Annotated in this window: 20 protein-coding genes and 1 other RNA gene; 16 read left to right on the top strand and 5 right to left on the bottom strand. The window is 67.0% G+C overall.

Annotated elements, in window-relative coordinates:
- Positions 1-37: 37 nt before the first annotated feature.
- From ftsE to AC1DPN_RS16635, 7 genes are read left to right on the top strand one after another with little or no spacing between them, the layout of a single operon-like run.
- The gene (gene ftsE / locus AC1DPN_RS16665) at positions 38-727 is read left to right on the top strand and encodes a cell division ATP-binding protein FtsE (RefSeq protein ID WP_477085890.1); all 690 of its coding nucleotides are present in this window, start codon (positions 38-40) and stop codon (positions 725-727) included.
- Positions 727-1,641: a permease-like cell division protein FtsX gene (gene ftsX / locus AC1DPN_RS16660; protein WP_477085889.1), complete on the top strand. Its 915-nt coding sequence runs from the start codon at positions 727-729 to the stop codon at positions 1,639-1,641. Before ftsE ends, ftsX begins: the two co-directional genes overlap by 1 nt.
- 2 nt (positions 1,642-1,643) lie before the next feature.
- A complete protein-coding gene (locus AC1DPN_RS16655) occupies positions 1,644-2,951 on the top strand; it encodes a peptidoglycan DD-metalloendopeptidase family protein (protein WP_477085888.1) in 1,308 nt (435 codons plus the stop codon).
- 39 nt (positions 2,952-2,990) lie between these two features.
- Positions 2,991-3,701, top strand: a complete 711-nt coding sequence (locus AC1DPN_RS16650) for a phosphatase PAP2 family protein (RefSeq protein ID WP_477085887.1) — start codon at positions 2,991-2,993, stop codon at positions 3,699-3,701.
- A gap of 57 nt (positions 3,702-3,758) precedes the next feature.
- On the top strand, positions 3,759-4,229 hold the full coding sequence (gene smpB / locus AC1DPN_RS16645; protein ID WP_028047638.1) for an SsrA-binding protein SmpB: 471 nt from the start codon (positions 3,759-3,761) through the stop codon (positions 4,227-4,229).
- On the top strand, positions 4,226-6,079 hold the full coding sequence (locus AC1DPN_RS16640) for a DUF2207 domain-containing protein (RefSeq protein WP_477085886.1): 1,854 nt from the start codon (positions 4,226-4,228) through the stop codon (positions 6,077-6,079). Before smpB ends, AC1DPN_RS16640 begins: the two co-directional genes overlap by 4 nt.
- Positions 6,080-6,090: 11 nt before the next feature.
- Positions 6,091-7,146, top strand: coding sequence for an ATP-dependent DNA ligase (locus tag AC1DPN_RS16635; protein ID WP_477085885.1), 1,056 nt, complete (start codon positions 6,091-6,093; stop codon positions 7,144-7,146).
- Here AC1DPN_RS16635 and AC1DPN_RS16630 read toward each other — a convergent pair.
- Positions 7,113-7,763 (bottom strand): TetR/AcrR family transcriptional regulator, encoded by a 651-nt coding sequence (locus tag AC1DPN_RS16630; RefSeq protein WP_477085884.1) that lies wholly within the window; start codon positions 7,761-7,763, stop codon positions 7,113-7,115. The two genes, AC1DPN_RS16635 and AC1DPN_RS16630, sit on opposite strands and share 34 nt — an antisense overlap.
- Positions 7,764-7,859: 96 nt before the next feature.
- Here AC1DPN_RS16630 and AC1DPN_RS16625 point away from each other — a divergent pair, with 96 nt between their 5' ends.
- The 4 genes from AC1DPN_RS16625 to AC1DPN_RS16610 all read left to right on the top strand — a co-directional run bounded on the left by AC1DPN_RS16625 (position 7,860) and on the right by AC1DPN_RS16610 (position 11,447).
- The gene (locus AC1DPN_RS16625) at positions 7,860-8,438 is read left to right on the top strand and encodes a TIGR03086 family metal-binding protein (RefSeq protein WP_477085883.1); all 579 of its coding nucleotides are present in this window, start codon (positions 7,860-7,862) and stop codon (positions 8,436-8,438) included.
- Between the two features lie 104 nt (positions 8,439-8,542).
- Entirely contained in the window at positions 8,543-9,742 is a 1,200-nt protein-coding gene (locus AC1DPN_RS16620) for a S1C family serine protease (protein ID WP_477085882.1), read from the top strand.
- Between the two features lie 82 nt (positions 9,743-9,824).
- Positions 9,825-10,192, top strand: a transfer-messenger RNA (tmRNA) gene (gene ssrA / locus AC1DPN_RS16615).
- 76 nt (positions 10,193-10,268) lie between these two features.
- A complete protein-coding gene (locus AC1DPN_RS16610) occupies positions 10,269-11,447 on the top strand; it encodes a tyrosine-type recombinase/integrase (RefSeq protein ID WP_477085881.1) in 1,179 nt (392 codons plus the stop codon).
- 400 nt (positions 11,448-11,847) lie between these two features.
- Here the strand turns inward: AC1DPN_RS16610 and AC1DPN_RS16605 are convergent, their stop codons facing one another.
- Positions 11,848-12,831 carry a hypothetical protein gene (locus AC1DPN_RS16605; RefSeq protein ID WP_477085880.1) on the bottom strand — a complete coding sequence of 328 codons (984 nt, stop codon included), beginning with the start codon at positions 12,829-12,831 and terminating at the stop codon, positions 11,848-11,850.
- Positions 12,832-13,077: 246 nt separating this feature from the next.
- Between AC1DPN_RS16605 and AC1DPN_RS16600 the strand changes: the two genes are divergently transcribed.
- From AC1DPN_RS16600 to AC1DPN_RS16585, 4 genes are all read left to right on the top strand, one after another.
- Positions 13,078-13,830, top strand: a complete 753-nt coding sequence (locus AC1DPN_RS16600) for a pentapeptide repeat-containing protein (RefSeq protein ID WP_477085879.1) — start codon at positions 13,078-13,080, stop codon at positions 13,828-13,830.
- 274 nt (positions 13,831-14,104) lie between these two features.
- Positions 14,105-14,329, top strand: a complete 225-nt coding sequence (locus tag AC1DPN_RS16595; protein WP_477085878.1) for a hypothetical protein — start codon at positions 14,105-14,107, stop codon at positions 14,327-14,329.
- Positions 14,329-14,562, top strand: a complete 234-nt coding sequence (locus AC1DPN_RS16590) for a hypothetical protein (protein WP_477085877.1) — start codon at positions 14,329-14,331, stop codon at positions 14,560-14,562. The genes AC1DPN_RS16595 and AC1DPN_RS16590 overlap by 1 nt, the downstream gene beginning before the upstream one ends.
- Positions 14,562-14,735, top strand: a complete 174-nt coding sequence (locus AC1DPN_RS16585; protein WP_477085876.1) for a hypothetical protein — start codon at positions 14,562-14,564, stop codon at positions 14,733-14,735. The genes AC1DPN_RS16590 and AC1DPN_RS16585 overlap by 1 nt, the downstream gene beginning before the upstream one ends.
- A 463-nt stretch (positions 14,736-15,198) precedes the next feature.
- On the opposite strand, the gene AC1DPN_RS16580 is transcribed toward AC1DPN_RS16585, so the two are convergent.
- On the bottom strand, positions 15,199-15,873 hold the full coding sequence (locus AC1DPN_RS16580) for a hypothetical protein (RefSeq protein WP_477085875.1): 675 nt from the start codon (positions 15,871-15,873) through the stop codon (positions 15,199-15,201).
- 306 nt (positions 15,874-16,179) lie between these two features.
- Here AC1DPN_RS16580 and AC1DPN_RS16575 point away from each other — a divergent pair, with 306 nt between their 5' ends.
- Positions 16,180-19,200: an ATP-dependent helicase gene (locus AC1DPN_RS16575; RefSeq protein WP_477085874.1), complete on the top strand. Its 3,021-nt coding sequence runs from the start codon at positions 16,180-16,182 to the stop codon at positions 19,198-19,200.
- Positions 19,201-19,227: 27 nt separating this feature from the next.
- Here AC1DPN_RS16575 and AC1DPN_RS16570 read toward each other — a convergent pair whose 3' ends face one another.
- Positions 19,228-21,873: a DEAD/DEAH box helicase gene (locus AC1DPN_RS16570; RefSeq protein ID WP_477085873.1), complete on the bottom strand. Its 2,646-nt coding sequence runs from the start codon at positions 21,871-21,873 to the stop codon at positions 19,228-19,230.
- A complete protein-coding gene (locus AC1DPN_RS16565) occupies positions 21,870-23,969 on the bottom strand; it encodes a site-specific DNA-methyltransferase (RefSeq protein WP_477085872.1) in 2,100 nt (699 codons plus the stop codon). Before AC1DPN_RS16565 ends, AC1DPN_RS16570 begins: the two co-directional genes overlap by 4 nt.
- Positions 23,970-24,051 lie beyond the last annotated feature (82 nt).

Genomic DNA, 24,051 nt, shown 5'->3' with positions numbered 1-24,051 from the left:
CCCCCTCCGTCGTCCCCGAATCCTGGCCGCGAGCACTGTGATCAGATTCGAGAACGTCACCAAGGTCTACGCGCGAGGCGCGCGACCCGCACTCGACCGCGTGTCCCTCGACGTCGAGCGCGGGGAGTTCGTGTTCCTCGTCGGCGCCTCAGGCTCCGGCAAGTCCACCTTCCTGCGCCTCGTGCTGCGCGAGGAGCGGGCGTCGGCGGGCCGGGTGTTCGTCGCGGGCAAGGAGCTGGGCACGCTCTCGTCGTGGAAGGTCCCGCAGCTGCGCCGCCAGATCGGTGCGGTGTTCCAGGACTTCCGGCTGCTGCCCAACAAGACGGTGTTCGAGAACGTGGCGTTCGCGCTGCAGGTCATCGGCAAGCCGCGGCACCACATCCTGACCACCGTGCCGGACACGCTCGAGATGGTCGGCCTGGCCGGCAAGGAGAAGCGTCGCCCGCACGAGCTGTCCGGCGGTGAGCAGCAGCGCGTGGCCATCGCGCGCGCGTTCGTCAACCGGCCCAACATCCTGCTCTGCGACGAGCCGACGGGAAACCTCGACCCGACGACCAGCCTGGGGATCATGCGCCTGCTCGACCGGATCAACCGCACGGGCACCACGGTCGTCATGGCGACGCACGACGACGAGATCGTGGACCAGATGCGCAAGCGCGTCATCGAGCTGTCCACCGGTGAGCTCGTGCGCGACCAGTCCCGCGGCGTCTACGGCTCGGACCGCTGATGCGACTCCAGTTCATCCTCTCCGAGATCGGGCTCGGTCTTCGTCGGAACCTGTCGATGACCATCTCGGTCATTCTCGTGACGTTCGTGTCGCTCACCTTCGTCGGCTCCGCTGCCCTCCTGCAGGTGCAGATCGGCAAGATGAAGGACGACTGGTACGACAAGGTCGAGGTCTCGGTCTTCCTGTGCCCGCGCGGTTCGAGCGAGCCCACCTGCGCCAGCGGTGAGGTGACCGAGGACCAGCGCGCCGACATCGAGGCGGCGCTCGCGTCCCCGGAGATCAAGCCGTACATCGAGCACATCTACACCGAGTCCAAGGAGGACGCCTTCAAGGCGTTCCAGAAGCAGTTCAAGGACCAGGCGTGGACGGCCGCGGTGACGGAGGACGACATGAACTCGTCGTTCCGCATCAAGCTCACCGACCCGCAGAAGTACCAGCTCGTGGCAGACGTCGTGTCGGGCCGGCCCGGCGTCGAGGACGTGCAGGACCAGCAGCGGCTGTTCGACAAGCTGTTCTCGGTGCTCAACAAGGCGACGCTGCTCGCGGGCGGGCTGGCCGCGGTCATGCTGCTCGCGGCCGTGCTGCTCATCACGACCACGATCCGGCTGTCGGCCCTGAGCCGACGACGCGAGACGGGGATCATGCGCCTCGTCGGCGCCTCGACCTTCTTCATCCAGCTGCCGTTCATGCTCGAGGGCGCCATCGCGGCGACCGTGGGTGCGCTGCTCGCGGTCGGCGGGCTCTGGCTCGGCGTCGAGTACCTGGTGAGCGACTGGCTCTCCGAGTCGGTCAACTGGATCCCGTACGTCGACACGGCCGACGTGCTCGCCATCGCGCCGATCCTCATCGTCATCGCCATCCTGCTGGCCGCGATCTCGTCGCTGGTCACCCTGTCCCGCTACACCAAGGTCTGACGATGCAGAAGATCCAGAGGGTCCGGTTCTCGGCGATCGTCGTGACGCTGGTTCTTCTCGTCACGGCACTCTTCATCGGCCCCGCCCAGGCGGACAGCATCGACGACCGTCGCAAGGCTGCCGAGCAGCGTGCCGCGGCCGCGGAGAAGCTCAAGGGCGACACCGAGGCCGCGATGGAGGGGGTGACGGCGAGCCTGCAGGTGCTCGCCGGACAGCTCGCCGACACGCAGTCGAAGATCCCCGCCGCGCAGGCCAAGGTGGACGCCGCGAAGGCTGCCCTGGAGAAGGCCCAGCGCGAGGCGGCGATCATCGCGGCCCGGCTCGTCGACGCGAAGGACCAGCAGGCGGCGATCACGACGACGATCACGCAGGACGCCGCGAACGCCGACGCGATGCGCGCGGCGATCGGCCAGATGGCGCGCGAGGCGTACAAGGGCGGCGGCGGCAGCGTCTCGGGGTTCGACGTGATCCTCGACTCGCAGAGCACCGACGACTTCGTGGAGCGCTACGGCCTGCTGAGCACCGCTCTGCGGACGCAGTCCCAGATCCTCGACGCCCTCAAGGCCAGCGACGCGCTCAACAAGAACGCCGAGGCTCGGCTCGACGCCGTCAAGAACAAGATCACCGAGCTCAAGGCCGCCGCCGACCAGAAGGTCGTCGAGGCGGACGCCGCCAAGCAGGAGGCTGCCGCAGCCAAGGCCGCCCTCGACACGCTCCTGGCCCAGCAGGTCAGCCAGCAGCAGAAGCTGGACGCCCAGAAGGCGGCGCTCGAGGCGCAGTACGCGGCGGCGGATGCCGAGGCGGCTGCCGTGGAGCGCGAGCTGCAGGCGGCGATCGCGGCACAGAAGGCGCGGGACGCCGCGGCGGGCACCCCGCACGGACCGGCCGGCCCGATCGGACGGGCGCTGTTCGCCAACCCGACCAGCGTCAACCCGATCTACGTGACGTCCGAGTACGGCATGCGCTTCCACCCGATCCTGCACTACGTGCGACTGCACGCCGGGATCGACCTGCGCACCTACTGCAACACGCCTGTCTACGCGGGCCGCGCAGGGACGGTGCAGTGGGCCAGGCCGCGCTCCGGCTACGGCAACCAGATCATGATCAACAGCGGCTTCGTGAACGGCAACGCCCTGTCGGCCAGCTACAACCACCTCACCAGCTTCGCGGTGGGGGCGGGGCAGCACGTCGAGCAGGGGCAGCTCATCGGGCGCTCGGGCAACACCGGGACGTCGGCCGCGTGCCACCTGCACTTCGAGGTCTACGTGAACGGCGCGACGACGAACCCGAGGCCGCTGCTCGGTCTCTGAGCCCGCTCGGAGCTCTCGGCGAGGCGCTAACGTGACCGCGTGGTGACGCGGCCCGAACAGCGCAGGCGTCCCGTCGTGCTGGTCGAGCTGGCCCTCCTCGCTGTGGTACTCCTGGCGTTCCTGCGCCTGCATGCCGCGGCGGGTCACGACATCTCCGCCGCCGAGATCCACGCCACGACGCTGCAGACGATCGAGCGAGCGCTCGGTGTGGACGTCGAGCTCGCGGTCAACGGATGGCTGGCCGGGCAGCCGGTGCTGATCACCGTGGCGGTGCTCGTCTATCGGTCCTACTACCTGGCCGTCCTCGGCGTCCTGGTCTGGGTGTACGTGCGGCACGCCGACGTCTACCTCGTCGTCCGTCGGACCCTGGTCGCGATGCTCGTCCTGATCCTGCCCGTGTACTGGGCGTTCCCCCTGTCGCCGCCGAGGTTCGCGCTGCCGGGGGTGGTCGACATCGTCGCCGAGAACGACCTCGTCGACGGCCACCGAGCGACCGGCTACACGGCCATGCCCAGCAACCACGTCGCCCTGTCCGCCTGGTGCGCGTACGCGGTCTGGCTCGCCCTGCGGCCCGCGCACCCCCGGCTGGCGCTCCTCGCCTGGCTGTTCCCCCTCCTGATGACAGCGGTCGTGCTCACCACCGGAAACCACTTCGTGCTCGACGTCGTCGGGAGCGCGGTGCTGCTCGGTGCGTCGATCGGCGTCGCGGCGCTGTGGGGGCGCCTCAAACCGCTGGCCTTGCACAGGTAGGCTCGGGCGGCGGTACATCGGGTGCCGACGACGTTCAGAAGGCGGGGTTCGATCACTGTGGCCAAGGAGTCCGGGCGCAAGCTGATCGCCTCGAACCGCAAGGCACGCCACGACTACGTCATCGAGGACGTGTTCGAGGCGGGGCTGGTGCTCGCGGGCACCGAGGTCAAGGCGCTGCGCATGGGTCGGGCGTCGCTGGTCGACGGCTGGTGCGAGGTGACCAACCACGAGCTGTGGCTCGAAGGCGTGCACATCCCCGAGTACAGCCAGGGCACCTGGACCAACCACGCGCCGCGTCGCAAGCGCAAGCTCCTGCTGCACCGCGACGAGATCGACCGCCTGGAGTCCAAGACACGGGAGAAGGGGCAGACGATCATCCCGCTGTCCCTGTACTTTCTCGATGGACGCGCCAAGGTGGAGATCGCCCTGGCCCGCGGCAAGCGCGAGTACGACAAGCGCCAGGCACTGCGCGAGAGGCAGGACAACATGGAGGCCACGCGGGCGATCCGCGAGAAGCGCGACCTGTGAGGGCGCGTCTCGCCGGCATCCTGCTGGCCCTGGGCCTTCTGCTCTCTGTGGGGGCGCCGGCGTTCGCCGCCGTCGACCAGACGAGCGGCCGTGAGATCACGCGGTACGACGTCACGACCGTCCTCGGTGCCGACGGCGTCGCGCGGGTGGACATCGACTTCGACTTCGACTTCGGCAACGACCCCGGTCACGGCCCGTACCTGAGCTACCCGACGCGCGTGTACTACGACGACCAGCACGACCGGGAGTTCCACTTCTCCGACATCTCGGCGTCGAGCTCGACGGGCGCTCCCGCGCAGGTCAACCAGGAGAACACCGACACCGCGCTGATCCTGCGCATCGGCGACCCGGACGTCGACGACGTCTCGGGCGTGCAGACCTACCACGTGTCGTACACCGTGGACGGCTGGCTCAACCCGGCCAACGCCCAGCACTCGGGCGACGAGCTGTACTGGGATGTCATCGGGGTTGGCTTCGAGGTGCCGGTCGGTGCGATCACCGCGCAGGTCACCGGCCCTTCGGCGGTCCAAGGCGCGGCGTGCTTCGCCGGCCCTCAGGGGTCGACGACGCCGTGCACGTCCGCCGCGATGAACGGCGACTCCGCCAGCTACACGCAGGACCTGCTCTCGCCGGGCGACCCGCTCACCACCGTCACCGGCTGGCCGGGCGGGACGTTCCCCGGGGTGGAGCCGATCCTCGTCGCCAAGCCCGACCCGCTGGCCCCCGTACAGCCCGTCTCGCCGCTCGGCATCGTCGCGCTGGTCGTCCTGGTCCTGGGCACGGTCCTCGCTGTCCGACGAGTCCGCCGGGCAGGGCGGGACATCGCGTACCTCGGACTGACCCCCGGTCTGCGGCCCGCCGACGGCCAGCCCGGCAACACGGGCTTCCGCGACAAGCGCGGCCCGGTGTCGGTGCAGTTCCAGCCGCCGACCGGGATGGTGCCGGGGGAGATGGGCACGCTCATCGACGAGAAGGCCGACCCCGTCGACGTCACCGCCACGCTCGTGGACCTGGCCGTGCGAGGGTGGCTGCGCATCGAGGAGGTGCCGCGGTCCAACCCCAACAAGAAGGCCAAGGACTGGACCCTGGTGCAGCTCAAGAACCGCGACGGCACCCTGCTGCCGTTCGAGGACACGCTGCTCCTGGAGATCTTCTCCGGCCGCACGTCTGTGAGGCTCTCGGACCTGCGGACGACGTTCGCGTCGTCGATGGCCAAGGTGCAGACCGGGCTCTACGACGAGGTCACGTCGCGCGGCTGGTTCCGCGCCAACCCTCGTTCGGTGCGGTCCGCCTGGAAGGCCGCCGGCATCGGCCTGCTGGTGCTGGCCGGCATCCTCGGCTTCGTCGCGTTCAGCGTGCTCTCCGACGTCCGCGGCAGCCTGCTGATCCCCATCGCGATCGGGATCATCGGGATCGCGGTGTTCACGATGTCCAACGCCGCCCCCGCTCGCACCGCCGACGGCACGGCCGCCCTCGCGCAGTCGATGGGCTTCCGCCGGTACCTCGCCACCGCCGAGGCCAACCAGCTGAAGTTCGAGGAGGGCGAGGACATCTTCAGCCGGTACCTCCCGTACGCGATCGTGTTCGGCCTCGCCGACCGCTGGGCCCGCGTGTTCAGCGAGCTCGCCGCCCAGGGGCGTGCCGTCGCGCAGCCCGGCTGGTACGTGGGCGGCTACTACCCGGGTGCCAACATCTACTGGGCCTCGGCCTTCGCCAGCTCGCTCGACCGCTTCGCCAGCGTCGCCACCGAGTCCATCTCCGCCCCGACACCCGGCTCGTCCGGCGGCTCCGGGTTCAGCGGTGGGTTCTCCGGCGGCGGCGTCGGCGGCGGTGGGGGCGGCGGCTGGTAAGACTGGGTTCCATGACGCTCCCCGTGATGCCGCCCGTGGATCCCATGCTCGCCAAGTCGGTCCCCATGATCCCCGCGGGCAAGCTGTACGAGCCCAAGTGGGACGGCTTCCGGGCCATCGTGTTCCGCGACGGGGACTCCGTGGAGATCGGGTCGCGCAACACGAAGCCGATGCAGCGGTACTTCCCGGAGGTCGTCGAGGCCGTCCTCGCGCACCTGCCTTCACGTTGTGTCGTGGATGGCGAGATCATCGTGCCGTCGTCTCGCCACACCGGCCTGGACTTCGAGGCGCTGCTGCAGCGGGTGCACCCGGCGGCATCGCGCGTGAAGCTGTTGTCGGTGGAGACGCCCGCGCGGCTGGTGCTGTTCGATCTGCTCGCCCTCGACGACGAGGACCTGACGGGGCTGCCGTTCGCCTCACGACGAGCGCGGCTGGAAGGGATCGTCTCTGGTGACGGTCCGGTGTCGGTGACCGCCCAGACCTCCGACCTCGAGGTGGCTGAGCGGTGGTTCTCGCAGTTCGAGGGCGCAGGGCTCGACGGGATCGTCGCGAAGGACCCCGCCGGCCTGTACGAGCCCGGCAAGCGGACCATGCAGAAGATCAAGCACGAGCGGACCGCCGACTGCGTGGTCGCGGGGTACCGGCCGCACGCGTCCGGGCCGGATGCCGTCGGGTCGCTGCTGCTCGGGCTGTACACCTCCGAGGGCGTGCTCGCCTCCGTCGGGGTGGCGGCGTCGTTCCCGATGGCTCGTCGCCGTTCCTTGGTCGAAGAGCTGGCGCCGCTGGTGACGTCGTTGGACGACCACCCCTGGAACTACGCGGCCGAGGGGCGCACCCCGCGCGAGGCCGAGGGCAGCCGCTGGTCGCGGGGCAAGGACCTGTCGTTCGTGCCGCTGGAGCCGTCGCTGGTGGTGGAGGTCGCCTACGACCACATGGAGGGCGACCGCTTCCGGCACACCGCGCAGTTCCGGCGCTGGCGTCCGGACCGTGACCCCTCGTCGTGCACCTATGCCCAGCTCGAGGAGCCGGTGAGCTACGACCTGGCCGACGTCCTGTCGGCGGGCTGACGCGGCACCCACCGGACACCGAGCTCGGCCGGGGTCGGCGGGGTCTCGGGAAGCGTCGTGGGGGAGGGGCGCAGGCCTTCGAGCTGGATGTCGACGTAACGACGGCGGAGCGCGGCGGTGCGGTCGGCGTCGCCAAGCCGGATCGCGGTGAGCTGTTCCCAGATCATCGCGAGGTCCAGCGGGTCGAGGTCGGCCCGCACGACGCCGGCCTCCTGGGCCTTCGCGAGGATCTCCGCGGCCCGCTGGCCAGACTCGGCCGCCAGCTGCCGGTGCTCGTCGGACGGGACGAAGGTGCCCGCGAGATTGACGGTGAGGCCGTGGACGTCGGCGGCGACGATCTTCCGCACGAAGGTCGCGAACGCGTCCCACGGATCGGGACGTTGCTGCGCCTCGTCGGCGATCACGAGGTACTCACGAAGCCCGTCGAGGCAGAGCTGCGCGAGCAGTGCCTCCTTGCTGGGGTAGCGGCGGTAGAGCGCGCTGATCCCGACTCCTGCTGCTTGCGCGACCGCCGAGACCGGCGCGGTGGGGTCGGCCGTCAAGACCGTGCGGGCTGCGTCGAGGATGGTGACGTCGTTGCGTGCCGCCTGTCCTCGTCGTCCGCTGAGTGCCTCCATGGGGCCGACGATAGCACTTGAACGGAACGGATCATTCCGCTACGGTGATTTAGAACGGAATGAAGCGTTCCGTTCCTGACTCTGGAGGTTCTTTCGATGAGCACCTGCTTCGATGTCCTCGACCGCGCCCACGCCGCCCTGCGCACCGTCGCTTCCGCCGTCTCGGTGTCCGACCTGACGCTCGCCACCCCGTGCGAGCAGTGGACCGTGGCCCAGGTCCTCCAGCACGCGGCGGGGGACCAGCGCGCGTACGCGTACTTCCTCACGGGCGCCGACGGTCCGTCGGGAGACCCGTTCGCCCCCGACGGTGCCCTGGACGGCACGCCGCTGGAGCTCGTCGGCCCTGCCCTGGATGCCAGTGGTCTTGCCTACGCCGACGTGGACCCGGACGGCGAGGCCCCGACGCCGCTCCCGCAGGGCGTCCTGCCGGCGCGTACCGCGGCCGGCGCCGCGGCGTTGGATGCCGCCGTGCACGCCTGGGACATCGCCATGGCGACCGGTCAGGAGTCGCCGCTCGACGACGGTCTCGCTGCGCTGATCCTGCCGACCGCCCACGCCCTCGTCGAGCCGCTGCGCCAGTGGGGCGCCTACGCCGCGATCGTGCCGGGGGCCGCCGACGGAGCCGCCGACGAGCTCCTGCGCTACCTCGGGCGCGACCCGCACTGGACGCGCTGACACCCACAGGTCCCTCACGGGTTCGGTCCAGGGCCCTCCCCGGTTCGCGCAGTTGTCTGTTCCCAGTAGCCACCACCGAGGTGGCGATCGGGAGGGCAAGGACCATGGACGAGATCACGACTTCCGCCGCACCGGCCGAGCCTGCGGCTGCGTCGACCGGGCTGCGTCGCCACCGTCTGCTCTTCGGGCTGGCGGGCGGCACCCTCGTGCTCGGCCTCGCCGCCGGAGCTGGCACCGCCTACGCCCTGGACGGCCGGGGCTCGTCCTCGACGGCCTCGCCCGCGAGCGCTTCGGTGGAGGGCGCGTCCTTCTTCCCGCCGGGATACGACCCGCGCACAGGCTCGGGCTCGGGCTCGGTGGGCTCCGGCTCGTCCGGCTCGACCGCCACCGTCCAGGACCCCGCGGTCGCGGCGTCCGCGGACCAGCAGGTCGGCGTCGTCACCGTCGACACGGTCCTGGGCTACCAGGGCGCCGCCGCGGCCGGCACCGGCATGATCCTGACGTCGGACGGCCTGATCCTCACCAACAACCACGTGGTCGAGGGTTCGACGGCCATCCAGGTCACCGACGAGTCGACCGGCAAGACCTACGTCGCGAAGGTCGTCGGGACCGACGCCACCCACGACGTCGCCGTCCTCCAGCTCGAGGACGCGAGCGGCCTGACGCCGGTGGCGTTGGACGACGACAACGGCGTCACGACTGGTGACACGGTGACCGCGATCGGGAACGCCGACGGCACCGGCACGCTGGTCGCCGCGGCCGGATCGGTGCTCGCAACCGAGCAGTCGATGACCGCCTCGGACTCGTCCGGCTCGAACCCCGAGACGCTCACGGGTCTGATCGAGTTCGCCGCGTCCGTCGTCGGCGGCGACTCCGGGGGAGCCCTGGTGGACGACGAGGGCGAGGTGGTCGGTATGACGACCGCCGCCTCGACCGGCAATGGCTCGGTGGTCGCCTACGCGATCAGCATCGAGGACGCCCTGGCCATCGCGATCCAGATCGAGCAGGGCGTGGACAACGCCGACATCGTGCTGGGCTACCCGCCGTTCCTTGGGGTGTCCCTGTCGCAGGACGGCTCGTCGACGCTGGCGGGCGTGTTGGAGGGCACGCCCGCCGCGTCGGCCGGGCTGGTGGCGGGCGACACGATCACGTCCGTCGACGGCGTGGCGGTGTCGACTGCGGCGACGCTCTCGTCCGAGCTCGCGGCGCACGCCCCGGGCGACGCGGTGGCGCTGACCTGGACGTCTCCAGACGGAACGTCGTCGTCGGCCTCCGTGACGCTCATCGAGGGCCCGGCCGCCTGACGGGGGAATGAGCGCGAGGCTGGCCCAGTTGGGAGGTAGGCTGACGGGGCTGGCCTCGGCTAGCAGTTTGATAACTGAACATGGGGGTGATCGGTTTCGACGGTGATCGTCGAACCAGGAGAAGCGGGTCGAGGACGCACGGTTATCTCGTCAACGCTCCGTGCAAAACCATAGGTGCCGATTCCAACCGCACCGACTTCGCCCTCGCCGCCTGAGCGAGCCCCGAAGTCCGTTGGCCTGAGTACGCTCTCGACTCAGTAACCAGCGTCATCTAGAGAGCCACTGCTGGAAATCCTCGTTGGTGGGGTTTCCGGGACTTTTAGCCAACTGAGCCCGTCCACGTACATGCCTGTGTGAGCGTGGGGGCCGAGAAATTCACAGCAGGCTGCACCCGGAGAATCCCTGGTACTGCGTCACCGGACGCGGGTTCGATTCCCGCCACCTCCACCCATCTGACCTGCGGATACGCAAGGTCATGTTGACAGGAAGTAGCCCCTCGTTGACACGAGGGGCTATTTTCGTATCTATGGCCTCCATTCGGGAGCGGGTACGGGCCGATGGGACGCGGTCGTTCGCGGTGCTGTGGCGCGACCCGGACACGAAGCGGCAGAGCTCGCTGACGTACGACGACGAGAACGACGCCCGCGTCGCGAAACACCTCCTCGAGGTGACCGGTGGGCACACTGACGAGGCCGCCCAGATCGCCGATGCTGTTCGCCACCACGGCCCGTCTGTCGCCGAAGTCGTCTCGGAGCACATCGACCTTCTGACCGCGGTGGGTCCGGATACCCGCGCGAGCTACCGCACCCAGCTTCGCCGCCACATCGCGCCGACGCTCGGGTCGTATCCGGTTCCCGTGATCTCCTACCGGCACGTCGCCGGATGGGTTCGCTCGCTGAGCGACAGTGGCCTGTCGCCTAAGACGATCGCGAACATCCACGGACTGCTCTCTGCGTCGATGTCGACGGCGGTCCGGCTTGGGTACCGCACAGACAACCCTTGCGTCGGTGTGCAACTCCCCAAGTCGCAGCTAACGCAGGACGAGATGACCGTGCTGACTCGAGGCGAGTTCGCCCTACTGCTGTCTCATGTCCAGCCTCACTACCAGCCATTAGTTCTGCTGCTCGTGGCCACCGGCCTGCGGTGGGGCGAAGCAACAGCTCTGACGCCCGGGGACCTCGACCTCTTCGTGAGTCCACCGACGTTGCGCGTCACTAAGGCCTGGAAGCGTGACGGCGACCGTCACTGGTACGTGGGGCCGCCGAAGACCAAACGAGCACGTCGGACAGTTTCACTTCCGGACGAATTGGTTGACGTACTTATGCCCTTGGCCGTTGGAAAGTCTGCGGACGCGCTCCTTTTCACAAACACCGTGGGTCAGCAGATTTCTTCGTCGCGGTTCTGGACTACGACGTGGACGCCAGCATTGGATGCGGCGACCCGCCCGCTGCGGGCCGACGGCACGCCGGACCTCGACGCTCCACGGCTTACGAAACGTCCGCGAGTGCACGACCTGCGGCACACGCACGCGTCGTGGATGATCGCGGCGGGCACGGACTTGTTCGTCCTACAGCGCCGACTAGGTCACGAGTCAATTACCACTACAACGGAGACCTATGCCCACCTCTTACCGGACCAGCAGGCCGCGGCCGCGGCGGCAGCAGGACGGGCGCTCGGCGGGCTCACACTCACGCCTCGGACGTGAGGAGCCTCCGGGCGTGACGCGGAGGAAGCGTTGACCCCTTCCGTTCAGTGATCGGAGCGAGGTCCGCTAGCGTCCCGCATCGTCCATCTGTGCAGGTCAGAGCGTTGCGCGGCCGTCGATGGATGTCGCGGGACACACCCGGACCGAAGTTGGTTGGCGTACGCAGTTGGCGTACGACCGGCAGCTAGGGGTGCGGCACCGCCGTCACCCGAATCCTTCCACCCGTCTCCCGATTCGCTCCCGGCGGCGACCACGGGGAGAAGAAGCAGCGCGTGCTCGACAAGCTCTCGGCCTTCTTCGAGAGGTACTTCGGGCTCGGCGACGGTGCGAGCGGCGCCGAGTAGGCGAGGACCCCATGCACTGCAAGTGGAGATCCGGCTATTGCCCAGCGCAGGCGGTGTCACTGTGGATGTTTGTACCCGACGCTGCTGTCAGGCACAGCGGAGGCCACGTACCCCCACTGCTCGTTGAGCGTCCGCTCGGCGTCAGTGTCGATCGGTTGGGGCAGGTGTAGTTGTTGATACAAACGGAACCTGTTGAGGTCGCTCAGCGCCACAAGTGCACGGCCGTAGTCCGCTGCCACGGTCACTGCACCCCGATAGCACAGCCAGGCGCCGAGATAGGGAACGAGTGCTGCAATCAGCCATAGCCCATGGGGTACGTACGCTGCGAAGGTGACGGCGGTGGCGACAAGGAAAGTGGCTGACATCCGGACCGCCAAGTCGAGGTCGCTACGGCGGTCGTTGAGGTATGCGACATGCGATGGTTCGGCGACGAGGACGAGGGCGGTGGCGCTTTCGAGGAGAGACAGGCCGTAACCGCTCCCGGTCCGGAGCTCATAGCGTCGCAACACGTTGCCGAGCCGGGTTGGCAACGTCGCGGCCAGGGCATCCGGGTATCCGGCTTGCAAGGTGGAGTCGGTCTCTACGCGGATGGCTTCATCGAGAGCGACGCGAACCTGGGCATCGGTCACGCCCTCCTTCGCCAGCGTCGCCTCTGGGTCGGCAACACTCGTACTGTCCTCTTCTAACCGGGCCCGGATGCGCAGATGAGTCATCGTTCGACGTGCGCGCAGAAGGCGACCCACGCGCGACGGACCCCAGTAGCCTTCTAGCAGCTGAACGAGCGCGAACTGGATGGGATGCACGGCGAGGGCGATGATGATCGCGACGCCCGCCAACGCGACAGCGCCGCCGATTCCCAACTTGCCGAATGCCGTAGGAATCTCTTCGAGTTCAGGTTCCCCAGTCCATGCACCCGTTGCGGAAATCAGGAACGTCCAACCGACGAGAACAAACGACGGCACGACCGATACGACTGTGAAGTACCGGCCGATCGTTCGGCTGGCACCGCTCGTGATGTCGGCAACGGCCGCCATTGCCATCGGTTAGGCCGTATCGTCCTGCCCGACTGGCGCGGCGTTCGCCCGTCGGATCTGTTCGGCAGTGAACAAGTGGCGTCCCCCCTCCGGACACCTCCACACGTGCTGCGAGACGAAAAGCCCTTTGCGGTGGTGTTTCGGGCACATCGCTGACTCCCCCTTCGGGTTTCCCGGAGGGGGAGCCGCCGGAGTGTCGCCCATTTCTGCTCCTATGGCGTGCAGACCACGCGCAGTGACTCTCAAGAGTAGGTGAGGGCAGGTTCGGCGTCGAGGGCAGCGGCGCGGCAAACCAGCACCCTGAGGTCGGAATGCGATGCTTACCGAGTGGGCGATGACCACCCGTCGACTGAGCATTCAGGCGCATCGACGGCGCCTCAACTTGCTGAAGCGCAGGTCGAGTCGACCATCGACGCCGGCCGCCCTGCGATCGGTCTATGGCTCTGGCCAGTCGTCTCTATCGTCACGATCGCAGTTGCAGGCCAGATCGCGGGTGCCGTCGCAGCGGTTCTCGTCACTGCTGCCCTGATAGCGATCGCCTCCGCGCAAGTCCTCTACATTGGATTGCAAGCCCGATGGCGCACTGCGGCAGCGCCCCTTTCGACAGTTGTCGCACTCGTGATCCTTGCTCTCGCTTACTTTTGGGTGCATTCGAACGAGGTCGACTCTGCTCTGCCTAGCGCACGAGCTTCAGTCCGTCCCGGACCAAGTGAGTCGGCTAGTCCGCATGGACTCGACCTTTCCGGCTCCGACCTGTCTGGTGCAGACCTTGCGGGTGCGGACTTGAGCCATGCGGATCTGTCCGGTGCCCTTCTTATCCGTGCTGACTTGCGTGGAGCTGACTTGGCTGGCGCATGTCTCGACGGTGCCGACCTGACTGGGGCTCGAATCGATGGAGTCGAAGCCGCAGGCGCGAGCGTGGCCGGGACGATCGTTGGTGCTGATCAGACGGACCGGGCAGAGACTTGGCCTACGGAGTCCGGCGATCGAACAGCCTGCGGGTGAGCTGCAACAATTGAAACGGCCGCGCGTCGGCGAGGCCGCTGGCGGCCTCAGGGCGCGGCGTGCCACCGCGCCTGGGACGTACGTCCCGGCAACGCCCGCTGTTCGCCCCATAGCCTGATCAGTTGGGATTCGGAGACCACTGAATCGGATGAGAGGAGAGCACGATGGCAATGCGCACGTTCGAGCAGAGCGCGTTGCTTGTCATGCTCCTCGAGGAGCAGCGCGAGACGAACCGGCTGCTGAGGGTCCTCACTCAGCGGGGCGGGTCGCACGCATGAGCATCGCCGTGACCCCGGCCAACCAGGCGACGGTGCGGGTCGGCAAGAAGAAGCGCCCGCTGCCCACGCTGGCCGTCACGCCGCCGTACACGAAGCGCCGGGTCCCTACCCCGACCGGTGCGCCGAACGGCCCCAACCGCAAGGGCCGTCAGTCGAAGTGGCCGTCGAAATCGGCGGGCACGCCGTGGAAGACCCGCCCGATCGCGAAGGTGGGGTTCTGATGAGCACCAAGCGCCAGGACCGTGAGGCCTGCAAGGCCCGTCAGGAGATCGGCGCCGCGTGGCGCGCGGCGGGCAAGCCCCAGGTGTCCAAGGGGTCGGCCTACAAGACCACCCGGCAGGGCGGGGTCCGCACGGTGGCCCTGGGGCCGCCGGTCGTGCGTCGCGGGGCCTACAGCCCGGCGCGGTCCGGTCGGCCGTGGGCGTCGCGTCCGATCGCGAAGGGTGGCATGTGATGGACCCCGCGACCAGTGGCACCGTCGACCTGCTGAACTACGCCTGGATCGGGATCGTCGTCATCGGCGCGGCCTGGTGGCTACTCGGCTTCCGCAAGCCGAAGCCGCCCTGCCGCTGCGGACCGGGCGGGTTTCCGGTCCTGCAGCCCCACACCTGCAAGCCGAAGAAGTAGTCGAACGGACCACGCACACACCACGTACTACGTCGACCTCGAGACGCGCTCGCTGTGCCTCGACGAGGTGCGCGAGACCGCCCCCGAAGATTCCTAGACGCGGTTCTGCGTCAGCCGGCCGCCCGCAACGAGGCGGCTCAGGCGACCGGCGTGAGCTAGAGGCGCGCCGCCTTCCAGGCGCCGCCGCCACCCTTCTCGGACTCCTGGACCGTGACGCGTAGCACCGCTCGCAGGACGGCCCGCTGCACATCGAGCGGGGCCCACGACCTTGCGCGTGAACGCGTCCAGCACCGCGGCGCAGTAGACCTTCCCGGTGCGCGTGGGGGTGCTCGGTGATGTCCGTGCACCACAGGTACGGACGGGCCGTCATCGCGCACGAATGTTCGCCGAGACCCAAGACACCGGAGTCTTCAGCGAACGGGTGCGAAGATCTGCGGGGCCCTGGGACGTGTGGCGGCACCGGCTACCCGCCCGGCTTGAGCCGGCCCGATTGGTACAGCCATGCGCGATGGTCCAGCGTGCTGGCACTCACCCCGAGCTCTCTGGCCGCCGCAGACAACAGCGTCTCCGCACGCTGCGCGCTGTCGCGATTCAGTTCGAGCGCGGCGGTCACGAGGATGATCATCCGATCTGCCTTGACGCCATCGGCCCCTACGCGCATAAGCAGATAACGGCACGAGACCCACTTGAGCCCGGTACCCCGCCAGGCCGCATAGACCGTCTTCGGGTCCTCGTCGCGTAACTCCTGAGCCGTGTCCAGCCCGGCCGCCACCATTCGCCCCGCGGCCGAGTAGAGGACCTGGGTCTTTAGGAACGGTGGCCGGAGGTTCGGGACTCTGTGGAGGCAGTCGAACATCACCTCCCGGGAGGCGTCGACAGGCCCTCCCTGAGCGTCGATCGCGGCGATGAGATCGGAGAACGAGTCCCGCTCCGGGTCCGCGCCCGTAGCGCGGCGCACGCTTCGGTACCTCTCGATCACCTTGAGCACGGTGCCGAAGCGCACCGCGAGGGAGAATACCGAGTTGACGGCGGCCAGCGCCGACGAATTTCGGTACGCGCCTGGTTGCACCCAGGCGTCCCTCGGGCCGAGACGCCCGTCGATGGCGTAGTCCCTGACCCGGAGAACCTCGTTGTCCATAAGCCTCAAAATAGCGGCCTGCGCGGGTCGCTCAGCGTGCTTCTACCGGCCTGAGCGGGGTCGGTTTGTGCCAACTCAGGACTTGGCGTGGTCGGGCAAACCGTTGACGTACCGAATTTGCGTACGAAAGATTTGACAGTGCGTACGCGAACCCTTCACGGGTCTCCCATAGTCGCGTGCGCGAACGATCGGCCGACCCTGGTTTGAGGCTGCCAGGCCAGGCGGACCACAGGTGGGATGACACTCGCCTGGTGATTTCCCCAAAGTATCGCGCGAGACAACCTCCGTTATACGCCGCCGGGCCGCGTGCCGTGCGTACGCTGCGATCGAGGGGATTGGAGGCCAGTGTTGAAGTTCAAGTGGGTGCCGGCGCCCGGCACGAAAAGTGCTCGACAGCCTGCGCCGTTCGTCGTGAAGTCGGACTCGGTTGCGCCAGCCACGGACACACCGGCCGAACGGCCTGTGCCTGTGGCCACCGCCCCAGCCACGCCACCAACACCCCCAGCACCGGTGCCACCTGACTTCGACGTTCCGTCGCCCCAGTCCCCAAGAACACCGCCTCGGCGTCCCGAACCGGTCGCCGCTGACATTCCGGAGCTAGATGGGGACGCGGCAGCCGCAGTGGTTCACCGCGGCGGCCACATTCAGATCATCGCCGCCGCAGGTTCTGGCAAGACCGAGGTGGTCTCCCAGCGGGTCGCGTCCCTGTTGTCGACCGGGGCGCCGCCCGAGTCGATCGTCGCGTTCACCTTCACCGAGAAGGCCGCGAGCGAGCTCAAGGAGCGCATCCGCGAGCGCGTCACCGCGCTGCAGGGCCCACAAGCGAGCGACCAGCTTGGCCGACTGTTCGTCGGGACAATCCACGCGTACTGCTTTCGGATGCTCCAGACGTACGTGCCGCGGTACGAGACCTACACGCCGCTCGATGCCAACCAGCTCACGAACCTCGTCTATCGCGACAACTACCTGCTCGGGGTCAAGCACGTCGCACCGGACCAAGGCACGTTCCGCACCATCGCCATGTTCCAGCGTGGCATCGACGTCATCGAGAACGAGCTCATCCCGCTTGGGAGCCTGCCAGACGACGAGTTCAAGCACGCGGCCACCGAGTACCACGCGATGCTCGACAGGCACCAGTTCATGTCGTTTGGCACCCAGATCGTCCACGCCGTCGCGGCACTCGAGAACCCAGAGATCCACGCGATGGTCACTGCACCGCTGCGGCACCTGGTCGTGGACGAGTACCAGGACGTCAACCCCGCCCAGGAGCGCCTGATCGAACTGCTCGCCAAGCCGCACGGCACCGCCGATGTCGTTGTGGTCGGCGACGACGACCAGGCGATCTACCAGTGGCGCGGCTCCGCGGTCGAGAACATCGTGACGTTCGAACAGCGATACCCGGATGTCACGCAGTTCAAGCTTCTGACCAACCGGCGCTCGCGGCCCGACGTCGTCGAACTTGCCAACACCTTCGCGAAGACGATCCCAGGCCGGATCGACAAGGAGATGCGCCCCTTCCGCCCAGCAGAGGGGCCCGCGGTCGCGTTCGCCCGTGACCCGGGAACTGAGCAAGACGAGGCGGCGGCGCTCGCGCAGCAGATCCACACGTTCCACGGGCAGGGTGTTGCGTACAAGGACATCGCGATCCTGGTGCGCGGTAAGGCGGCCTATCCCGCCATCCTGGCGGCGCTAGCGTCGCTGCGGATCCCCGTGCAGCCGGGCGGCCGCACCGGCCTGTTCGCGCAGCCAGAGCCGGAGGTGTTCGCGGCGACGTACGCCTGGATCAGCGGCGTTGACTGGTCGCCCCACCAGTACTCCTACAACCGCGAGACGGTCACGATCGACCGCCTCCTCGCGGACTACACGCGAGTCTTCGGACTGACCTCCGAGCACCGCTCGCGTCTCGCCCTGCACCTGCCGGCGTGGAAGGCGAAGGCGCTCGCGAGCACGTTCAACGAGAGCCTCGTCGGGGACTTCTACGACCTGATGGCGATCCTCGGCGTCAACACCTGGGACCTCTCGGACGACCTCACACGCAACAGACTCGGGACCATCGCACGGTTCACGAATGTCCTCGCCGACTACGAGGGGATCGGATGGCGGTCGCGACGTGACCCGAACGCGCCCGGGGAGCAGGTTGCCGCGCGGAGCGGCGGCGAATGGTTCTACAAGAACTTCGCGATCCTGCTCGCGAACTATGCGGTAGGTAGCTACGACGACTTCGCCGGCGAGGAAGACCTGATCCAGGATGGTGTCGCGCTCGGCACGGTTCACGGGTCGAAGGGCCTCGAGTGGCCCGTCGTGTTCATGCCGTCGCTGGTCACGACCCGGTTCCCGTCGAGTAGGAACGGTACGAAGCAGGACTGGCCGTCTTCGCTGATCGGCCGATTCGACCGGACCCGCTACGAGGGGACGGATGCCGACGAGCGTCGGCTCTTCTACGTTGCCATCACCCGGGCACGCGACGCTGTGCTCCTCTCGGGCTTCTCCAAGATTGGCGGCAACAAGAACCGCGGAGCATCGCGGTACTACGACTACCTCGTCAAGGAGTTCACACGCGACGCGGTTCCGACGGCGATCTCAAGCAAGGGCGCCGGCACGGATTCCGAGCTCGCGATCACGTATAGCGACCTGGCCGCTTTCGAGACGTGTCCGCGCAGCTACCTACTTAAGAACGAGCTGGGCTTCATGCCGACCATCCAGGCTGAGCTCGGCTACGGCAACGCCGTGCACCACACGATGCGGGTGCTCGCCGAACGCACCAAGGCGACGGGTGCCCTTCCGACGCCGTCGGACATCGACCAGCTGCTGGACTCGGAGTTCTTCCTGCCGTATGCGAACAAGCCGGGGCACAAGGAGATGCGGGAGAAGGCGCGCAAACTCGTCCAGCGTTACGTCAACGATCAACCCGGAGACCTGCTTCGCACCTGGGCGACAGAGCGCCCCTTCGAGCTCTATCTCGACGGTGCGGTGGTGTCCGGCCGTGCGGACGTCATCTACGACGAGCACGACGGCCAGATCGGCAAGCTCGCCATCGTCGACTACAAGACGTCGACGGGCGGCAAGATCGAACCGCTCCAGCTGCAGATCTACACCGACGCCGGCCGCCGCGAGGGACTCGACGTCGCCGCGGCGTTCATCCACGACATGGGAACGACACAGCGGCACAGCGTGGCCGTCGATCCCGGGACCATCTCGAAGGCCGAAACGCAGGTCATCGCCACCGTGGAGGACCTGCGCCGGCGCAAGTTCGAGCCGCGGCCGGAGCGGGCCAAGTGCCGGGCGTGCGATGTGCGGAAGGTGTGCAACGCGGCGGTGGTGCGGTAGCCGACTACCGCACCACCAGCTCCGGTCCTAGAAGCCGCCGGACTCCGGGTTGCGCCCGCCGTGATGGAGCTTGTCGACGTCGTCGAACTCGATCGCCAGATCAGACCGATACAGCTCGACCGCCGACTTGACCCCGTTCCGGACCTCGTTGCGGACCTCCGGATCGGTCATGTCGAGCACGTACATCGAGTGCGGTGCATCTGGGTTGGCGGACAGGGCCTCGATGCGATGGAACGCGGCACCGAATGTCTCGGCGAAGTCCGCCAGCGCCTTGAGCTTGATCGTGGCGTCGTCTAGGTGATGGCCGTGCGGGTCGACGATCGACGCCCGCACGACGCCGTTGACCTCGTGGAAGAACACAAAGTCCGGGTACATGGATGCCCAGTTTCCTTGCACGTTCCGGTAGGCGATCGCCAACGAGTCCGTCGCGCCTCGCGGCGGGTTGCGGTACCAGCCGACGATGCCGGATCGGGCGAGCTCGGCCGCGACGACGCGGCGCTCCCAGTTGTTGAGCGATGACAGCGGGAACTCCCCGTGTTCGTCCGACATGAGGTGAAGGCGCTCGATTGGTGCGATTGACTGCTGCCCGTGTCCATCGATCTCGGCGAAGTCCTCCATCCGTGAGCGTGGGCGCCCGAGGCTGCCAAGCTGTGGATCGATGGCCAACGCTCGGATCTCTTCGTAAAGCGCCTGGCGTACGTCCGGGAGGGACTTGATCGCGACGCGGTGCTCGGCGAACCACCTCGAAACGAGCTCGTTGGCCTCCTGATCGACCTTCTCCCGCACCTCCTTGATGGTGGCGAGCGCCGCGGCCTTCACGAACGCGTCACGGAGACCGTCATCATCCGCATCCTCGTCGTCCGCGCCAGCGAGGTGGTTGACGTACGACTGCGCGATGTCGGCACCGAATGCCTTCTTCGCGTCCTCGAAGGCCGAGCGGATAGCGCGGTCGTCCGCTCGGACCGAGAACTCGCGGTAGGAGAGCTTGGCCGAGCCGGCACGCCCTTGGATCTCCTGGACGTCAACGCGCAGAACCTCGGACACCTCGGCATCGAAGAGGTCCCGGTAGCGGATGGCGTAACTGTCCAACACCGCGTGCATCTCGGACTCAGCCTGGGCGAGGGCGCCGGGGCGGACGCCGTCGGCCGCGAGCTCGTGCGCCAGGGAAACGAGCCTCTTGACCGGGCGCGCACCCCGCTTTGGGATCGTCTGCGTGGGTAGGGAGTCCCACACATCCCAGACAGCCTCCGGGATGCTCGGGTTGGGCAACAGTGCCTTGCCGTCGAGCAAAACCTTCTTCGTGTCCGTTCCCGGCATCTCCTCGAGGTGCCCGGTCAGGTACCGAACGACCTGAACGGCAGTGGTCCGGTCGAAGAACGGCAAGATGCACTCAACGGCGTTCAGGCGCTCGTCGCCGGGGACACGGCGTGCGAGTGGGTTGCGCACCATGCGGCCGAGAAGCTGAGTGATGTGCGTGTTCTCACGCGCGGGCCGGAAAGACACCATGACCTCGGCGCGGGGGCAGTCCCAGCCGGTCGAAATGGCGTCTTTTGCCAGGAGGACACGGATCTTGGTCTCGTCCTGAACGCGCTGCGGCTCGATCCAGTCGACCTCCCACGCGCCGAACCGCTGCGTTGAGTGTTCACCAAATACGTGCGCGACGTTGTGGCCATAGAGGTCGGGGTACACCTCGGCGATCGCGTCGAGGGCACGACCGATGTCGTCCGGGTCGGGCGTGTTTGGTGTCTGGAGCACGAGCAGCGGAACAACAGTCTCAGAGAGGGCCTGCGCTTGCGAGTAGTCGGCCCAACGCCTAGTCGAGTCGACGAGCTCCTGAGCGCCGAGCTTCACCAGGGCAGATTCGAAGTTGCCGGCCTCGTTCGGGATCTTGAGGCTGACTACGTCCTTCACGAGGCCCGACTCCTGGACGCGGCCAGGGTCTACATTCACGGGCTGGAAGCGAAGACGTGCCTTGGACTCGTCAGCCTCCTTCATTGCCGACTCGAAGCGCTCGATCGTCGCGGAGATTCCCCAGACGACGGGGATCGCGGGGTAGCCGGCGTGGCCCTGGACGAGCCGACGCACGATCGTCGGCTTATCACGCGTGACGGTCTGATTGAACCCACGGTGCGCCTCGTCCAGAACGAGGTAGAGCGTCCGGTCCTTGTCCTGGATCGTGTTCGCGATCGTTTCCCAGATCGTGTACCCCTGCATGTCGGGTGTCGCGACCACGTCGAGCTGGTTCAGGGCATCGTCGACGTGGCCACGCGTCAGCAAGGAGTTCTTGGTGAGTTTGCCCGTATTGAGGAAGTACACCTTGCCAGGGTCGAGCTTCGGTCGCGAGAACGGAGGCTGGATCGTCACCAAGTCCGACGACGTAAACTTCTCCGAGGCGTCCATCAGACGGGTTCGAGTCTGGTCGTTGAGGTTCGGGTCGTCGGAGAACCAGATGACGACCGCTCCGGGGTCCGCCTCGAATTCAAACTTCTCCGAGCCGTAAAAGAGCGCCTCGATGGCGGCAGCCGCCATCACGGTCTTGCCTGCTCCGGTAGCCGCGGTTAAGGCGAGTGACGAGACCTTGCCATCGCGCTCCCAGACGGTCTTGCCGCTCTCGAGAGCTGACAGCACATCCGCGACCGCGTCCTCCTGGTAGTCCTTGAGCGTGAACTTCACCGCGTGCTCCTACCCGTCTCGATCTCGAAGTTTCGTAGGTACGCCTCGTAAAGGCGGACCGGCTCCACGTGTGCTGGCAACTCCCGAACCACGGCCTCGAAAAGGCGGTCTTCGTCCGTAACGATGAACGCCGCGGCCGCGGACTCAGACTTACGCATTGCGTCGACGAAGGCGCCCGCTTGGTTCAGATCGCGAATAACCCCGTATTGGTCTACGACAGCCCAGCCCTCTTCCAGATCGGACGCGGAGATACGCCTCCCCTGCGACCCTGCCCGAAGCCACAGAATGGCCGCGATTCGGTCGAAATCCCGATCCGTCGCCACGCGGAGTGGCGATTCGTAGGTAAGTGTGAAGAACTCCGCATTGGCATCAAATCCATCCGCAATCGGGAACTCGTCCGTGAACTTATAGTCGCCCGCGATCGGAATGCCGCCTGGGGTTACTCCCTCGATCGCTGCCCGAATGCGCGGCTTCGTCGCATAGTCGCAGATTCCCAACCGCTCCCATTCGGGGTCGCCCGGTCTGTGCCCCTTAGCGCGAAGCGCGACTTGCTCGTCGGCGGATACCTCGTTGTTGGTGATCGAAATTGAACGCCTTCGACCGCCATCCTGCTTGTTAAGGCGGAGGACGGCGTGCGCCGTGGTGCCCGATCCGGCAAAGAAGTCCACCACCAAGGCGTCACGCTTGTTGCCGACTGCGAATCTCAGGGAATCTTCGACAGCATATAAGGACTTCGGAAAATCGAATCGTTTGCCGCCCAACAGAGAGTTGATAAGGTGAGACCCGTGGTCGCGCGCAAAGTGGCTCGTTTGGCTCCAAACGGAGCGTGGCGCAACCGTTTTCGCGCCACCGGCAGCCATCGTCAGTTCAACTGCACCTTCGGGCGTCCTGCCTTCTACTACAAAGGTCCCGTTCTCGATGTTCGTGATGGTTCCTGGCTGCAGGTATGTCACGGGGCGCAGCCCGGTCGCGGGGTCACGTTTACCCAGGCGTGCCGTGCCGTCCGCGAAGTACTTCCGCATGAGCTCGGCGGAGAATCGCCAGCGGTTTTCTCTGCCGTCGGTTGCGAGGGGCCAGATCGGCAGTTCGCCCGGGCCGAACGGAATCGTGTTCCGATCAACGTTTCGGGGAATTGGGTCCCCAACACGAATATACCTGCCCGTGCTTCTGTCGATTACCAGAGGGTAGAAAAGGTTCTTCGACTCCTCGCGCGATGCCCCCGATCCTCGCCTTACTGCGGTAAACCAGACGGTCGGAATGGTGGTCGTCGAAACCTCCGAACCATCGGATAGCATCGTCGAGGTCCAAGGGGTAATCTTGGCGTCGCCCATTAGCACATAGAAGATGTATTCATCAACTCGCGAGAATCGGCCCGCGCGGGGCGACCCGGCTCGATTTATGACATTGGAGACCATCTGGATCGATGCTTCGGGAAACATCTGCTCGAGCAGAAGTCCGAGCCTGAGATACTCCTTCTCGTCAATCGTGACGATCAGAATTCCGTCATTCGGGTTGAGAAGATCCTTTGCAAGGTCGAGTCGTCGCTCCATGAATGCCAACCATTTCGAATGGCGGTACAGATCGTCGCCTTCGACGTAGTCGTTGTTGTACTTCCAGTCCTTCGCGCCGGTGTTGTATGGGGGATCGATGTAGATGCAGTCGACCTTGCCGCGGTGTGCGAAGAGCAGCGTTTGGAGCGCGTGGAAGTTCTCGGCATTAATAACCGTGTGGAACGGCTTGTCCCCCCCGCGCTCGACCGTGCCTGTCGAGAGGAGGCCGGGGTAGATGGGGTCGCGGAACTCGGCGACGACGACGAGGTCGTCGACATCGGCGTCGCTGAGTTCATCGCCATCGATGAGCTCGATGGTTGCGAGCCGAGCACCGACTTCGTCCTTGGCGATGTCCGTCACGCGCCACAGGCGCTGATCGCTGTCGTTCGGCCGATGGCCGCGCGGGGGCAGGATCCGGACCTTGTCACCCTTGCGCACCGGTCGACCGGGGAGCTCGACCGCTTCCGGGACATGCCGCTCGAAGTTGAGGCCGAAGGAGCGGCGATCGGCGAGAGCGTCCACCTCGCGGCGAAGGTCCTTCGCCAAGCCTGGGTCGTTGTTCTCGAGTCGTCTCAGGAGGTCGTTTATGCGGGACACGGAACTTCCTTGTCGGAGTGCTTTGGTAGCG

The organism is Cellulomonas sp. P4_H4 (assembly GCF_056400865.1).
Note: the sequence above shows the minus strand (reverse complement) of the source record. Positions and strands in the feature narration are given on the sequence as shown.

What these genes read in the sequence shown, in the direction of transcription:
- ftsX (WP_477085889.1), top strand. Translation starts at nt 727, where the DNA reads ATGCGACTCCAGTTCATCCTCTCCGAGATCGGGCTCGGTCTTCGTCGG.
- AC1DPN_RS16655 (WP_477085888.1), top strand. Translation starts at nt 1,644, where the DNA reads ATGCAGAAGATCCAGAGGGTCCGGTTCTCGGCGATCGTCGTGACGCTG.
- AC1DPN_RS16635 (WP_477085885.1), top strand. Translation starts at nt 6,091, where the DNA reads ATGACGCTCCCCGTGATGCCGCCCGTGGATCCCATGCTCGCCAAGTCG.
- AC1DPN_RS16630 (WP_477085884.1), bottom strand. Translation starts at nt 7,763, where the DNA reads ATGGAGGCACTCAGCGGACGACGAGGACAGGCGGCACGCAACGACGTC.
- AC1DPN_RS16625 (WP_477085883.1), top strand. Translation starts at nt 7,860, where the DNA reads ATGAGCACCTGCTTCGATGTCCTCGACCGCGCCCACGCCGCCCTGCGC.
- AC1DPN_RS16620 (WP_477085882.1), top strand. Translation starts at nt 8,543, where the DNA reads ATGGACGAGATCACGACTTCCGCCGCACCGGCCGAGCCTGCGGCTGCG.
- AC1DPN_RS16610 (WP_477085881.1), top strand. Translation starts at nt 10,269, where the DNA reads ATGGCCTCCATTCGGGAGCGGGTACGGGCCGATGGGACGCGGTCGTTC.
- AC1DPN_RS16605 (WP_477085880.1), bottom strand. Translation starts at nt 12,831, where the DNA reads ATGGCAATGGCGGCCGTTGCCGACATCACGAGCGGTGCCAGCCGAACG.
- AC1DPN_RS16595 (WP_477085878.1), top strand. Translation starts at nt 14,105, where the DNA reads ATGAGCATCGCCGTGACCCCGGCCAACCAGGCGACGGTGCGGGTCGGC.
- AC1DPN_RS16590 (WP_477085877.1), top strand. Translation starts at nt 14,329, where the DNA reads ATGAGCACCAAGCGCCAGGACCGTGAGGCCTGCAAGGCCCGTCAGGAG.
- AC1DPN_RS16585 (WP_477085876.1), top strand. Translation starts at nt 14,562, where the DNA reads ATGGACCCCGCGACCAGTGGCACCGTCGACCTGCTGAACTACGCCTGG.
- AC1DPN_RS16580 (WP_477085875.1), bottom strand. Translation starts at nt 15,873, where the DNA reads ATGGACAACGAGGTTCTCCGGGTCAGGGACTACGCCATCGACGGGCGT.